Origin of the sequence: Vibrio sp. JC009, from assembly GCF_029016485.1 — a bacterium.
Taxonomy (GTDB): Bacteria; Pseudomonadota; Gammaproteobacteria; order Enterobacterales; family Vibrionaceae; genus Vibrio.
Map to the genome: position 1 here is coordinate 252824 of NZ_CP092107.1, position 14438 is coordinate 267261.

Below are 14438 nucleotides of genomic sequence, written 5' to 3' on the forward strand. Positions count from 1 at the left end.
TAAACCGGGCTTCTGAACTAATCTTTCACTTTTGGCTGTATAAACTGCCTTTTATCATCCACTACAGCAAATTTGTCGAAGAAATTTTTTCCGAGAACAAAGGCAGATCTCATATATTTAGCATCGACAAGAGTCAGATTGATCGTTTCACTCATATCGCCCAACTGAATCCAGGAGTTAACTACAGGCTGTTTTTCACCTGATTTCAGCTCGTTTTCAACCCAGCCAATCACAGGCAGACTGACCTCTTCCGACTCATTCATCCCGTGACGGATTTTAAATTTGACCCACTCTTGTCCGTCTCTGTCGAAGTGGACAATATCTGTAGTACTGGCGGAAGAACTGGCGATACCGGCGTCGATTCTGGCAACAAAGCTATTGCCAAAATTGGGAACATAAACCCACTCTTTGCTACCCAGTATCAGTTTGCCTTCTTCGGTTTTTAGTGGTCCTGAATTCGCTTCTGGTGCAGGCTCCGGCTCGTTGACAGGTTCAGCTTCTGTAAAAGGCTCAACGATAACCACCTCTTCAGCCACTGGCTCGGGAATAGGTTCGGCTATAGGAACCATTTCAGGGGCTTTTACTTCAACGGCCAGCTCCTTTTCTGCCGGGGTGTCAGCTTCGGCTATTTCGAGTAAATCTGGTTCGAGAATTAAACCGTATTCAGACTCGATAAGCTCCGGTGGCTCCGTCACTTCCGGATCTGTTGGCTGATTAGCATGAAATCCGGAAGAGGAACAGGCTGCCATACCACCACAAAGCGCAATAACTAACAGATTATCCCTTTTAATCATTATTATCCCCGGCCGTTTTTGGCTCTTAAGTTATTCTGATAACGAGGCTATCGCATTCGCTACATAACTGATATCGCTTTCTTTTAAACCTGCGATATTGATCCTGCCGTCCACGACACCATAAATGCCGAATTTTTCTTTTAACTCGGTCATTTGCGCTGGTGAGTATCCCAACATAGTGAACATACCTTTATGAGCTTTAATAAAGTTAAACTCATCGGATTTATGCACCAGTTTCAGCTCATTACACAACGCCTCTCTGAGAGAAACTAATCTTTGCTGCATTTCACTAAGCTCAGATGCCCAGACTGATTTAAGTGCATCATCAGAAAGAATGGTATTTACCAAAGCAGCCCCGTGATCTGGCGGCATTGTGTAAGTGGTTCTGGCAAGTGTCAGCAATTTACCTTTAGCATTCGTGGCGTCTTTAAGTGACTTACCCACAACAATAGCAGCACCGGTTCTTTCCCGGTACAGACCAAAGTTCTTAGAGCATGAGGTTGTAATCAGCATTTCTTCCAGATTGTCAGCCATATATCTCAGGCCCATGGCATCTTCTTCCAGTCCGTCACCAAAGCCCTGATAAGCAATGTCTACAAAGGGTGTAAACCCATTCTTTTGTGACAGCTCAGTAATGATTTTCCAGGTATCAAAGTTTATATCTGCTCCGGTGGGGTTGTGACAACAACCGTGCATTAGCACCACGTCGTCTTTTCCTGCCCCTGAAAGATCTTCCAGCATAGCTGCTGTATCAACTTGCTTAGTCTTACTATCGAAGTAACGGTAAAACTTAACCTTTAATCCGGCTGCAGCCATAATCGGCCGGTGGTTTACATAGCTTGGATCCGTTAGCCAGACAGTCGTATTTGGCTGAGCAAACTTCATCAGATCGGCCAGCATACGTAGTGCGCCACTAGCGCCAGGTGTCTGAATTGCGCTCACACGGGACATAGCGGACGTACCGGAAAGAAGCAATTCAGTGATTCGTTGGTTAAACTCTTCGCTTCCGGCCAAACCGACGTAGGATTTTGTATTTTGAGAAGCAATAACTTTTTTCTGCGCTTCTTGAACAGCGTTCATAATCGGGGTTTCACCCTGGCTGTTTTTGTATACTCCGATACCTAAATCAACCTTCTCCGGTCGGGGATCGTTTTTATACTCGATAGCTAAAGAAAGAATAGTGTCCTGCTGAGGTGCTTGTAGATGTGAAAACATGAAAGTCACAACCCTTTGAAATTCATTGTTAATGACGCCAAGTTATCATTAGTTACAAAATATCGGAAGGGATTTTTGTTATCCTGCCAGTCATAAATCTGGATTATAATCATCAAAGGCACATACCCAGAGCAAAGATAACAAAAAGTTAACCATTAACCGGCTAATCTGAGTCCATCGTATGAACAAGGGCAAAAAGAATGAAAATCTATTTAATTAAAGCATCTTCCGGTAGTGACTACTCAAAGTACAAAGCCGAGACCGGCGGACCACCACAAAATATATTTTCAGCTGCTGCAGCAACCCCGGAAAGATATCAGTTGGAAATGACAGATGAAACCATCGGCATGAAAACCAATATGAAATCCAAGGCGGATTTAGTGGTTATCTTTATGTCGACACCAGATGCGTATCGGGCTTACGAACTGGCAGAAAAATTCAGAGCCAGGGGAAAAACCGTTGTCTTAGGCGGACTTCACACCATGTTTATGCAAAAAGAAGCTTCTGAAAATTCGGACAGTATTCTGCTTGGTGAAGTTGAAAACTACTGGGAACAAATGCTGTCCGATGTTGAAAACGGTGTTCTGAAAGATATTTATCAAAGTGATGAACCCGTAGATCTGGCGACACTTAAGCCCTATCCCACAGATGTTATTCCACCATCAAAGTACAACTACACCTGGTCAGTCGTTGTGACAAGGGGCTGCCCACACAAATGCAGTTTTTGCCTGGTGCATAAATTCTTCAACAAGTTCAAGCAAAGACCGGTTGAGAATATTGTTGCAGAAGTTAAGCAGTTGAAGCAGCTTGGTGTTCAATGGGTAGAACTGCACTCCGATAACCTGACTCATGACAGAGCCTATGCTATACAACTGTTTGAAGCGCTGGCTCCGCTTAAGATGAAGTTTTATGGAGAAACTACCGTTATGATTGCCCGTGATGACGACCTTCTTGCTGCGGCTAAAAAGGCCGGTTTTCAGGCCGTGCTTCTTGGTATAGAAACACCGTCGGAAGATGCATTGAAAGCATCGAAAAAAGGTTTTGTTAAGCCTTCAAAAATGAAAGATTACATTAAGAAGATTCGGGACAACGGCATAGAAGTATGGGGCGATTTCCTGTTTGGCTTTGACGAACATACGCCGGAAATCTTCAAACAGACACAGGACTTCGTTGATGAGATCAATGTGGACAGAGTGATTCCGCATAACATCATCCCATTTCCGGGCTCAGATACCTTTAAAAAGCTTGATGAAGAGCAGAGGTTGCTGACCAAAGATTGGTCAAAATATGATGGCAGCCACACGGTTTATCAACCAATGAATATCGGAGCTTCAGAGCTTGAAGAGGGAATCTATTGGGTTTGGAAACAAAACTCTGGCTTTACCGCAAAACTAAAAAAATGGTTTAAATAAGTTCACAAATAAAAAAAGGGGCACCGCAAGGGTGCCCAAAAAGTGGTTGGAAATGCTAAGACCGTGAGCATTATCCGATCTGTCCTCAAGATAAGCTCACTAGCCCTGACCCCTTCATCTAAAACAAGTAAGGTAAATTTTTGGTTAACACTCAACAAATTAAATCCGGACTTCAGAGATAACCAAATATTTACCTCCACCAACCTATATTTCAGGTTCCATCTTATAGGAGCCTTTATCGTGCCCGAATTTACAAAATTTACCGTCAGGTCAATCCTTACACACAACAAGCGCAAAGTGGCAATTACCTGGTTTTTGGTCGCACTGGAAAATGTATTTACAGTGCTATTACCGCTTTTTATGGGGTTTGCCATCGATGATCTTCTTACCGAAGAGCTAACCCGCCTTTTTGAGTTAGCTGCCCTACTGCTATTGCTAACACTGGTTGCTGTAGCAAGACGCTTTTATGATACCCGTGCATATGGCTCAATCAGAGTTGATATAGGGGAAGCGGTGGATGCCCAAATGAGCACCCATCCGTCAAATGTCAATAATATCTCGGTTCGTAATGCCCGTTTAGATATGTCACGGGAGCTGGTTGATTTCCTTGAAAACGACATTCCACCTTTAATGACTTCTGTGATTCAGTTAATTGCCTCCGTCATTATTCTTGGTGCATTTCAAATTCAACTGGGATTAAGTGCGGTTGTCGCAGGTATAGCCATGCTGATTATCTACGCGCTTTTTCACGACTACTTTATGCGTCTGTACACCTCCCTTAATAACCGCATGGAGCAACAGGTCGCCATATTATCCAAAGTCCCATTTCGTGGCATTCGTCGTCACCTGGAACGTATCAGACGCCGGGAGGTTCTGATCTCCGATGCTGAAGCCGTCGTTTATGGGCTGATTTTCCTGGTTCTGTTTGGTTTTGTTATTGTTAACCTATGGCTTTCAACGCTTATCAATCATCCCACTGCAGGTCAGATCTTTTCCATCGCTACCTATTCGCTGGAATTTGTTGAAGCAGCTGTATTGCTGCCGGTTACTTTACAAACCCTGTCTCGCCTCACTGAAATCAGTCGACGCCTGAATGGCAATAACGGTTTGATTCAATTGCAAACGGTGGATAAATCATGAATCTGAAAAAACTTTTTCCGGTTGTTTTAAGTCTTAGCCTGCTTCTTTGTGCCGGTGTATTGGTGATCGCTTTAGAACCAACGCCGGACACTCCTATTCAGAAAGAGGCGGTTAAGCAACCTGTTACTGTTACCAGAACAGTGCCCCGGGCTTACACTCCGGACATCCGCCTGCTTGGAACCACTTCTGTACGCTGGCCTGTTCAGATTAAGGCTCCTGCCGGTTCAAAATTAGTATGGCTAAACCCCCAATCAGAACCTGGTACATTATTCAGGAAAGGGGATGTTCTGGCTAAGCTTGATACCACACACCTGAAATCACAGCAGGCACAAGCCTACAGTGCAGTGAAACAGGCAGAACTCAACCTTGAACGCGAGCTGCATGAACAGACCGTGGCACTAAAAATGCTGTCACAAAAAAACAGCTCGGCTTACGCTCGCAGAGAACCACAAATTGCCTCTGCAAAAGCACAGCTTCAACAGGCCAGAGAAACCTATAAAAGTGCAAGTCAGCACATGAAAGATGCCATCATTGTTGCCCCTTTCGATGCAGTGGTTCTGGCCCGTACAGTTGGTCCGGGTCAGCAAGTTGAACCTGGTGAGAATATGTTCAAGCTCGCCTCCAGTACCAGCCTTGATGTTCACATGCCGGTTTCCGAACAAGAGTGGGCAGACATCAATGCTGCGCTTAACTCACCCAGAATTCAGGTAACAGACAAACTTGGTAAAAAATACGCTGCATCGGTCCGCTATATTTCCCCGCAGGCAAATAACACAAGCCGTCAGAGACAAATTGTTCTGGCAGTAAATGACCCATTCCAGACTTCACCACATCTGCTGCCAAATCAGCAGGTAACGGTAGAAATTGGACTTTCCCCATACAATCAGGTCAGCAGAATTCCGCAAAGTGCCCTTACCCGCGATGGTCAGGTCTGGACACTGGATCGCAAAGATAAGCTTTGTCTTGAAAACATCCGACTAATTAAAGAAAACCGGGATCACGCCTACGTCATTTTTGACCATAACCCGGATCAGCCAAGATTAGTTGTTTCTTATCCGCTGCTTTCAATGATCGCTGGAATTGAGGTCTCCCCTGAACTGAGCACTGACACACTAGTGAAGAATAAGGAGCATAACCAATGAACTGGCTGACAAAATGGTTTATCGACAATCCTGTTGCCGCCAATCTGCTGATGTTTGCAATCATCGCTAGCGGAGTTCTGGCTTATGGTCAGTTGCGCGTGGAATCATTTCCGCAAATCGCACCATCCGGTATTGTTATTAATGTCGCCTACCCCGGTGGGACGGCCAGGCAGATAGATGAGAGTATTACCCAGAGAATTGAGGAATCGATCAGCGGCATCGGTGGCATCAAGCAAATCACCAGTCAGTCTTCTGCCGGACTTTCAACGGTGCATGTAAAGAAAACCAGTGACGCTAAACTGGATAAACTTCTTGATGATATAAGAAATCAGGTAAATGCGATCAGTAGTTTTCCGGCTCAGGCTGAACGCCCTCAGGTGATAAGAGATGAATTTACTAATCTTGCCGCTTTTGTGGTTATCTCGTCTCCCAGATCAGATGAACAATTACAACCTATCGCCCGACAGGTTGAACTGGCACTAAAAAAGCACCCAAAGATCTCCAAAGTATCCAATTGGGGCAGTCGCAGCCCTTTAATAACCATAGAGCCTGACCTTGATAAACTTCGCAATCTCGGCCTGAGCCTTGAAGATCTTTCCGTTAGAATTGAACAGTCATCACTGGAAGCAAAAACCGGTGAGCTTAAGAGCGATAGAGGGCGCATGATAGTACGTGCAGATGGTTATGCCGATGATCTGCAAAAACTAAGATCTCTGGAAATTCTTTCAACCCTCTCCGGAACCATTCAATTAGGCGAAATAGCTAAACTGAACAGGGGATACGAAGAGAGTGGTACCATTGTCCGTAACAACGGCGAAAATGCCATCGCTTTGCTGGTTAGTACCCGCCAGACAGATAACCTGCTACATATCAGTCAGGCAATCAGGGAAACGCTGAAAGCGGAACAAGGACGTTTACCCTATGATGTATCCCTGTCTACCATGGCCGACATGGCTCCATATATTAAAGATCAGCTATTTCGCTTAGGAGATAACGCATGGCAGGGGTTGCTGATTGTGCTTGTTCTCCTGGGTCTGTTCCTTGAGCTAAAACTGGCTTTCTGGGTAGCAGCCGGAATCCCCATTGCACTTTGCGGCACACTGGGTGCGATGAAAATAATGAACTACAGCATCAACGATATCACCCTGTTCGGTTTTATTCTGGTATTGGGTATTTTGGTTGATGATGCCGTTGTAGTGGGTGAGTCTATTTATTCAGAGCGAAATAAAACCGGTGACTCAAAACTGGCAGCCTGGAAAGGTGTTCACTCCGTTTCTGTCGCTACTGTTTTCGGTGTGCTGACAACAATCGCAGCATTCTCGCCTATGCTCTGGATCAATAATGATTTTGCTAAGATACTCGCCGGCTTCTCGGCGGTGGTTATTTTTGCGCTGTTTTTCTCTCTGGTTGAAAGTAAGTTTATCCTGCCGTCCCATCTGGCTGAAATGAAATCAGAAAAAGGAAAAGCAGGAGTAATTGCGCGTATTCAGTCATTGGCACAACGGGGGCTGGACAAAGCAAATAATCAATTTTACCGTCCGTTACTTGAACATTCACTGGCAAACAAGTTTGCTTCACTACTCGGATTTAGTGCCTTTATCATTCTGGCTTATGGCATGTGGTCAACAGGTGCAATTCGAAGTGCGATTTTTCCCGAAATTCCAGGACGTTACGTAACAGCGAAAGTATCATTAGAAGATGGCGCACCACTGCCTCTGCAGGCTAAAGCGTTAACCAGACTGGAAAGCGCAGCTCTGCATCTGAATAAAGCACTGCAACAGGATTATCAACTAAAAGACCGTCCATTAGTGAACCTGCTTGGCTGGTCAGACGGATACGGTGATATTGAAGTGACAGCCGAACTCAGGAGTGAGGCACTATCAAACCTGCCGGGCAACCAGTTGACCAAAGAGTGGCGCAGGCTGACCGGGACAATTGAGGGAGCCTACTCAGTGAAATTCTCTGCGGCAGACACCCCAGCCGGAGGGACTTTTGTTTCCGTTTCTGCATCCGATCGCAAACTGGCCATACAGGCTGCAAAAGAGCTGGAGCGTCAGTTAGCACAACAGCCGGGCGTTGCTGATATCTATGATGACGGCAAAGGCGGACAGGAGCAAATTCGGATCACGCTGAATGCCTATGGCCGTCAACTGGGGCTAACGCAGGACAAAATTGCACACCTTGCCGGAGAGGCATTTGGTCATAAAGAAATTCACCGCTTGCTGGATCAGGGCATGGAAACAAAAGTGATTGTCCGTTACCCGAAAAGTGAACGTATGACGCAGGCTCAGCTTATAAACACTCCGGTTATGCTGACAAATGGTCAGACGGTTCCTCTGGGTGAGGTTGCGACATTAAGAACTGAGCGGGAGCCTGAGGTTTTATACCGCAGGAACCGTGAGCAGGTAGTCAATGTATACTGGAACCAGGACAGAAGCGTTCAGTCTCCGGAGAAGACCCTGCAAAAAATCAAACCGGCTATCGAATCGATACAGAGACGTTTCCCTGGAGTGACCATCAAAGCTGCAGGCGAATTTGAAGAGATGGGGGAAGTACAGCAAGGGTTTAAATCCGCAATGATCCTTACCATTTTACTGGTGTACATTCTTCTGGCTGTACCCCTGAAATCCTACTGGCAGCCACTTATAATTATGGCGGTTATACCTTTCGGCTTTGCCGGTGCTATCTTTGGTCACTACCTGATGGATTTACCTATCAGTATTCTGTCTATGTTCGGCATGATGGCAATGACCGGCATAGTGGTTAATGACTCATTGGTGTTGATGACACGCTTTAACTCACAATACCGGTCAAGTATTCCGCTAAATCAGGCTTTAGTTACAGCTGGCACCAGCCGGATGCGGGCGATTTTTCTTACCACGGTAACAACGGTTTGCGGGCTCCTGCCGCTGCTGAGTGAGAATGCGGAGCAAGCACAATATCTGAAACCTGCTGCTGTTTCTCTGGTATTTGGTGAGTTGTTTGCCACTGCTGTTACGCTGATCCTTGTTCCGGTTCTTCTGGGCTGCACTCACAGTCCAAAAATCAGCACAAGGTATGTCACTGCGTCAGTTAAAACCTGACGCTAACCATAAAGCGGTCTTTTTCCTGAACAGGTTTAAATTGCCACCCTTGTTTATGGCATATTTTTTCTACCAGAAACAAGCCTACACCAAAACTGGTGTTATAAACATCACTACCCTGTTTATCATTTGTCACTGAAAACGGATTTTCAATAACAACACCAGTTTCATCAAGGCGGACAGAAATCCTGCCGCCGTCAGTATGCTGGATTGCATTTCTGATAAGGTTCATAAACACGATGCGAACCAGAATCTCAACCTGATCGCTAAGAGTTCCACGGCCTTCTATCGCTATATCAAGCTCTTTGTTCTTAATCAGATAGCTATGTTCTTCTATAATACCTTCCACGAGATCGTGAAGTGGAATATCTTTGGTAGCAAGGTCCTCACTCTTTTCTCTGGAAAGCCAAAGTAAAGTAGTCATCAGCCCCTGAATACCGGTTACAGAACGGTTGATACGGCTTATTGCCCGCTGACTGCTACCAGGCAGATCGCCCTTCACCCGCTCAAGCATCTCTGAGCTGGCAGAAATAACCGCGATAGGCGTTCTCATTTCATGGCTTGCCGCCCGAAGAAAAAACTCCTCTCTTTCGATAACTTCCCGCTGCTTTTCTATACTGGAAACCAGTTGTTGTGAAAGCAAATTGATTTCGCTATAGCGAAGGTTTTCAATCTGCGATGTATCTTTAAGATCAAGTGACTCAGCCCAATTCGCCAGACTCAAAACTGGTTTGGTAAGCCGGTGAATTAACAGACGGATAATCAGAAATACCAACAACATTAATATGCCGCCGACTATGGTATTAAATGTATTTATAGACTCTGGGGGATCGGCTTCCAGCAGCGCGTAGTAAAGATCCTCATCATACTCAGAGACAAGAAAAAGCGTGATATCACTCCCTTTAAGCATGTGATAAGAGGCAAACAGATACTGTGCCGCTTTGTCTGGAGTCGCCAAAAGATAGCTATCGTATATCACATCTTCTTCAAAGCGTTCCCAATCAAAATTATCCCGAATATAAGCAGGAAGGCTGTCGTAGTCAGTAAACACCTGAAAGGTGCTGCTATCCGCACGACGGGGAACTTCACCTGTAGCTAAAAACTCCTGTTCGACAAGGCTTACTTCATACATAAATGCATATTTTGCGGACTCGTTAAGGCCAACATTATAGCTCTGGTTGATCATCAGGCTGTAGATAGCAATCAGACTGATAGCAAGGCCGAAAAGATAGAGATAGATATCCCGTTTAATGCTAATCCCTTTCATATTACGGCTCTCGAACCACTATTCCGACGCCATGTACGGTATGAATTAACTTTGTATCAAAGGGCTTATCCACCGCCTGCCGCAACTTAAACAGATGCACCTTAAGGCTGTCAGGACTCGGTAAACTGTCGCCCCAGACCACCTCTTCAAGCGTTGACTTTGAAACCACATTCGGGCTGTGTTGCATCAGACAAGCGAGCATTTTCCAGCATACAGGAGGCATGGATATCATTTTCCCTGCCCGCGTTACCTCATGTTTATCCAGATCTATCACCAAATCGGCAACCGACAGTTGCTGCACCGTTCCCAGAGTGCGGCGAACCAGCGCCTGCATACGAACCTTCAGCTCTTCCATGGCAAAAGGTTTCACCAGATAGTCGTCCGATCCTACCGAAAAGCCTTTCAGTTTATCATCCAGTGAATCCCGGGCAGTTAACATCAGAATGGGTGTGCTGATGCCTTTTTGACGAAGAGTCTGACAAACATCAAGGCCGTCCATCTTTGGCATATTGATATCGGTCAGGATAATGTCGTACTGGTTTTCCAGCGCCAGTGTCAGCCCAGATTCACCATTGTACGCAAAATCAAATTCAATATTATCCAGCTCCATATAATCGCTGATGGCTTCAGCAAGGTCGCGATCGTCTTCAATAATCAGTGCGTTGATTTTCATTTGTATTCCGGGAAATTACGTTTCTTTTACAAAGATAAGAGTAACTGATCTTAAAAAAAACCACCGTAGTTCGGTGGTTTTTTTAATTAACAGGCTATTTAATAAGCGCTAAAAGCATTTCATCCATAAAAAAATAAGTTATTCCGGTGACTCCCCATATGCCAACAACTATCCAGTACAACACTGGATTTTCATCACGCTCGATCCTTTCGACAAAATAGGCTTCCCTATTCCGGATATTCTGAACGGCCCAAAACAGACAGAAAATACCCCAGACAAACATTAAATTAAACTTAAAAGCGATGATTGCTAATACTAGTGCGAGGATGGTCTTCCATCTTTCCCGGATGACTTGCATCATGTTGCTCATATACAAAACGACTCCAATAAAATACTGAACTCACGGCCAGGGTCGTGAGCTATTACTTCATTTAAAATGATAGAAGAAGCTTACTTTTTACACCAATTAAATGATTGAAAATACCTAAGATTGGACAGCAATATATCCTGAGCCTTAAGAGCGCCAACTGTTACCTACAAGCAATGATATGCCTATCGAAATTGCCAGCGCGATAAGAATATTTGCAACGCTAATTCCCCAGATCACTACGCAAACCGCAACAGTAACCAGTGACCAAAGTAATGTTTCTAAAATCCAGGTACCCATGTTTGACCTCTTATTCAACGTATAAATAGAGAATAGCAATCCGTTGGTTAACATTTCGTTAAGTCAGACAAACAAAAAAAGCCGACTCCATAATAAAGTCGGCTTTCTAATAGTTCTAAACTCTAAATCTTAAACTGATGAATAATCTGATTGGAGCTTCCACGCCACTTCAGGCTTGGGTCGGCATTTTCCTGTTCAAACTTTCCATCAACCAGCGCATCGATAAGATCGACTACTTGCTTCTGTTCCGGAGTCAATTCCGACAGCAGATAACCGGTCCAGGCCCAGATATCTTTACCCGGACACTCACTTCGAACCCTTTTTACCAGTTTCAGAATGGCTTCAAGGTTTGCAGGATGAAGCGGATCGCCACCGGATAGAGACAAGCCTCTGCGCTTTATACGGGTATCATTCAGATCATTAATGATCTGATCTTCCATCTCCGGAGTAAAAGGAACTCCAGAGTCTGGCGACCAGGTAGCCTGATTATAACATCCCCGACACTGATGCTCACAGCCGGACACAAACAGAACGCAACGTGTGCCCGGACCATTAACAACATCAATAGGATAATACTGACTATAATTCATGATGTTACAGATGTTTCACCCGGCGCATCACTTCTTCTTGCTTACCCAGGTTGAAAGGTCGTGCATCAGGACTACCCAGATAACCACATACGCGGCGTGTTACTGAGACCTTGGTTGAGTCATGGTTGCCACACTTAGGACAGGTAAAGCCCTTGCTGGTACATTCGAACTCGCCTTCAAAGCCACATTCGTAACACTCATCAATTGGCGTGTTTGTGCCGTAGTAAGGTACACGGCTGTAGCTGTAGTCCCATACGTTTTCCAGCGCTTCAATGTTCTGCTGCATATTCGGGAACTCGCCGTAGCAGATAAAGCCACCGTTTGATAATGGCGGATAATCCAGTTCAAAATCGATCTTATCGTAAGGGTTAACCTTTTTCTCAACATCCAGGTGGAAGCTGTTTGTGTAGTAACCTTTATTTGTTACGCCGTCGATAATACCAAACTCTTTGGTGTCGATACGGCAGAAGCGGTTACACAGGTTTTCACTTGGCGTGCCGTAAAGGCTGAACGCATAGCCTGTTTCGTTCTTCCACGATTCAACCGCACGCTTAAGGAAGCTAACAATCTCAACCGCTTTTTCACCCAGCTCTGGCTCGTCATATACGTGGCCAGAGTTTTTGTACAGCGCATTAATCGTTTCGTGGATGCCGATGTAACCAAGAGAAATCGATGCACGGCCATTTTTGAAGATTTCAGCCACAGAGTCATCCGGGTTCAGACGTACACCACACGCCCCTTCCATATAAAGGATAGGTGCAACACGCGCTTTAACCGTTTCCAGACGGCTGATACGCGTTTCCAGTGCACGGCGCGCAAGCTGCAGCTTGTCATCAAGAAGCTGGTAGAACTTATGCTCGTCACCGTTTGCCTTGATCGCAATACGAGGAAGGTTCAGGCTGACTACACCCAGGTTGTTACGACCATCATGAACTAACTCACCGTTCTCCTCATGAGGGTTCAGGAAGCTTCGGCAGCCCATAGGCGTCTTAAATGAACCCGTTACTTCAACCACTTTGTCGTAGTTAAGAATATCCGGATACATTCTCTTAGAGGCACACTGTAGCGCCAGTTGCTTGATATCATAGTTTGGATCAGACTGCTTATGGTTCAGTCCGTCTTTAATTGCAAACACAAGCTTAGGGAATACCGCTGTCTTACGGTTTTTACCCAGTCCGGCAATACGGTTTTTCAGCATGGATGCCTGGATAAGCTTTGATGCCCAGCTTGTACCAAGGCCAAAGCCGAAGGTAACGAAAGGAGTCTGACCGTTTGCAGTGTGCAGCGTGTTTACTTCATATTCCAGAGACTGGAATGCGTCGTAACACTCTTTCTCGGTGCGCGCAGTTGCAAAGGCTTCAGGGTTATGGATATCCCACTCTTTTGCAATTTCAAGGTGCTTGTCGTAGCTCGCCATTACGTATGGCTCAAGGATCTCATCAATACCGTTAATGGTTGTGCCACCATAAATGTGAGATGCTACCTGAGCGATAATCTGTGCCGTAACGGCTGTTGCTGTAGAGATAGACTTAGGAGTATCAATCTCAGCGTTGCCCATTTTAAAGCCGTGTGTAAGCATGCCGCGAAGGTCGATAAGCATACAGTTAAACATAGGGAAGAATGGTGCGTAGTCCAAATCGTGATAGTGGATATCACCGTTTTCGTGTGCTTGTACAATATCTCTTGGCAGAATGTGGGTTTTGGCATAGTGCTTAGCCACAATACCCGCCAGCAGGTCACGTTGGGTCGGGATGACCTTGCCGTCTTTGTTTGCATTCTCATTCAGAAGGTCTGCGTTGCTTTGTTCAATCAGACCCTGAATTTCCTGGCTAAGTGCACTTTTCTTCTCACGGGCGATATCGCGATCGTGACGGTACTCGATATACGCACGAGCCATGCCCTTGTATGGGCCCTGCATCATTTCGTTTTCAACCAGTGTCTGGATTTCGCCAATATCCACTTCGTAACGGTCTGATAGAAGAGATTCAACCTTTTCCGCTACAGAGTTAGCGTAGGAGATGACTTCGGAATCAATATAAGTCGCTGAGCTTTCCACTGCTGCAATGATACGCTCTTTAGTAAACGGCGCACGGGAGCCATCCCTTTTGATAACGACTAGTTTCAATTTTAACTCCTTACCCTAACAATATTAACAAACACACTATATAGGGCTTTAAATTTTATCTTGGACACAATATGTAGTGGCGTATTAAACGAGAAGCGCACTATAAAAGTATTGATTTAGATCAAAAAACAGTAAGCAGCGAACAAGATCAAATCGATCTTAGTGCGTAAGATCAAGGTATGGCAATAAAGTCATTTTTCATTAAAATTTTGCTAAATCAGGGTTGATTTTTGCTGGTGTCTTTAAGCGCGGGAGCTGAGAGGAAAGCAAGTGTTTTTGTTATGAATTATTTGCGTTTGACATCCAATTTGGTATCACTTTTTTGCAGCA

At 45.1% G+C, this 14438-nt stretch carries 12 protein-coding genes; 4 read left to right on the plus strand and 8 right to left on the minus strand.

Annotation, left to right across the window (positions count from 1 at the left end; translation table 11 throughout):
* Positions 1-17: 17 nt before the first annotated feature.
* Both L3Q72_RS16090 and L3Q72_RS16095 read right to left on the minus strand, forming a co-directional pair.
* Positions 18-794, minus strand: a complete 777-nt coding sequence (locus L3Q72_RS16090) for a RimK/LysX family protein (protein ID WP_275133179.1) — start codon at positions 792-794, stop codon at positions 18-20.
* Positions 795-824: 30 nt separating this feature from the next.
* Positions 825-2009, minus strand: coding sequence for an amino acid aminotransferase (locus tag L3Q72_RS16095; RefSeq protein WP_275133180.1), 1185 nt, complete (start codon positions 2007-2009; stop codon positions 825-827).
* Positions 2010-2209: 200 nt separating this feature from the next.
* On the opposite strand from L3Q72_RS16095, the gene L3Q72_RS16100 reads away from it, so the two are divergent.
* The 4 genes from L3Q72_RS16100 to L3Q72_RS16115 all read left to right on the plus strand — a co-directional run bounded on the left by L3Q72_RS16100 (position 2210) and on the right by L3Q72_RS16115 (position 8786).
* On the plus strand, positions 2210-3421 hold the full coding sequence (locus L3Q72_RS16100) for a radical SAM protein (protein WP_275133181.1): 1212 nt from the start codon (positions 2210-2212) through the stop codon (positions 3419-3421).
* A gap of 240 nt (positions 3422-3661) precedes the next feature.
* On the plus strand, positions 3662-4561 hold the full coding sequence (locus L3Q72_RS16105; protein WP_275133182.1) for an ABC transporter six-transmembrane domain-containing protein: 900 nt from the start codon (positions 3662-3664) through the stop codon (positions 4559-4561).
* Complete coding sequence (locus L3Q72_RS16110) at positions 4558-5703, plus strand: efflux RND transporter periplasmic adaptor subunit (RefSeq protein ID WP_275133183.1); 1146 nt, start codon at positions 4558-4560, stop codon at positions 5701-5703. Before L3Q72_RS16105 ends, L3Q72_RS16110 begins: the two co-directional genes overlap by 4 nt.
* Positions 5700-8786, plus strand: coding sequence for an efflux RND transporter permease subunit (locus tag L3Q72_RS16115; RefSeq protein WP_275133184.1), 3087 nt, complete (start codon positions 5700-5702; stop codon positions 8784-8786). Before L3Q72_RS16110 ends, L3Q72_RS16115 begins: the two co-directional genes overlap by 4 nt.
* Here the strand turns inward: L3Q72_RS16115 and L3Q72_RS16120 are convergent.
* The 6 genes from L3Q72_RS16120 to nrdD all read right to left on the minus strand — a co-directional run bounded on the left by L3Q72_RS16120 (position 8776) and on the right by nrdD (position 14108).
* Positions 8776-10053, minus strand: coding sequence for a HAMP domain-containing sensor histidine kinase (locus tag L3Q72_RS16120; protein WP_275133185.1), 1278 nt, complete (start codon positions 10051-10053; stop codon positions 8776-8778). The genes L3Q72_RS16115 and L3Q72_RS16120 overlap by 11 nt on opposite strands.
* A gap of 1 nt (position 10054) precedes the next feature.
* Positions 10055-10726, minus strand: coding sequence for a response regulator transcription factor (locus L3Q72_RS16125; protein WP_275133186.1), 672 nt, complete (start codon positions 10724-10726; stop codon positions 10055-10057).
* Positions 10727-10820: 94 nt separating this feature from the next.
* Positions 10821-11096, minus strand: coding sequence for a hypothetical protein (locus L3Q72_RS16130; RefSeq protein WP_275133187.1), 276 nt, complete (start codon positions 11094-11096; stop codon positions 10821-10823).
* A gap of 144 nt (positions 11097-11240) precedes the next feature.
* Complete coding sequence (locus L3Q72_RS16135; protein WP_275133188.1) at positions 11241-11393, minus strand: hypothetical protein; 153 nt, start codon at positions 11391-11393, stop codon at positions 11241-11243.
* A 122-nt stretch (positions 11394-11515) separates the two neighbouring features.
* Positions 11516-11983: an anaerobic ribonucleoside-triphosphate reductase-activating protein gene (nrdG, locus tag L3Q72_RS16140; protein WP_275133189.1), complete on the minus strand. Its 468-nt coding sequence runs from the start codon at positions 11981-11983 to the stop codon at positions 11516-11518.
* Positions 11984-11987: 4 nt separating this feature from the next.
* Entirely contained in the window at positions 11988-14108 is a 2121-nt protein-coding gene (nrdD, locus tag L3Q72_RS16145; RefSeq protein ID WP_275133190.1) for an anaerobic ribonucleoside-triphosphate reductase, read from the minus strand.
* Positions 14109-14438 lie beyond the last annotated feature (330 nt).

What these genes read in the sequence shown, in the direction of transcription:
- L3Q72_RS16090 (WP_275133179.1), bottom strand. Translation starts at nt 794, where the DNA reads ATGATTAAAAGGGATAATCTGTTAGTTATTGCGCTTTGTGGTGGTATG.
- L3Q72_RS16095 (WP_275133180.1), bottom strand. Translation starts at nt 2,009, where the DNA reads ATGTTTTCACATCTACAAGCACCTCAGCAGGACACTATTCTTTCTTTA.
- L3Q72_RS16100 (WP_275133181.1), top strand. Translation starts at nt 2,210, where the DNA reads ATGAAAATCTATTTAATTAAAGCATCTTCCGGTAGTGACTACTCAAAG.
- L3Q72_RS16110 (WP_275133183.1), top strand. Translation starts at nt 4,558, where the DNA reads ATGAATCTGAAAAAACTTTTTCCGGTTGTTTTAAGTCTTAGCCTGCTT.
- L3Q72_RS16115 (WP_275133184.1), top strand. Translation starts at nt 5,700, where the DNA reads ATGAACTGGCTGACAAAATGGTTTATCGACAATCCTGTTGCCGCCAAT.
- L3Q72_RS16120 (WP_275133185.1), bottom strand. Translation starts at nt 10,053, where the DNA reads ATGAAAGGGATTAGCATTAAACGGGATATCTATCTCTATCTTTTCGGC.
- L3Q72_RS16125 (WP_275133186.1), bottom strand. Translation starts at nt 10,726, where the DNA reads ATGAAAATCAACGCACTGATTATTGAAGACGATCGCGACCTTGCTGAA.
- L3Q72_RS16130 (WP_275133187.1), bottom strand. Translation starts at nt 11,096, where the DNA reads ATGAGCAACATGATGCAAGTCATCCGGGAAAGATGGAAGACCATCCTC.
- L3Q72_RS16135 (WP_275133188.1), bottom strand. Translation starts at nt 11,393, where the DNA reads ATGGGTACCTGGATTTTAGAAACATTACTTTGGTCACTGGTTACTGTT.
- nrdG (WP_275133189.1), bottom strand. Translation starts at nt 11,983, where the DNA reads ATGAATTATAGTCAGTATTATCCTATTGATGTTGTTAATGGTCCGGGC.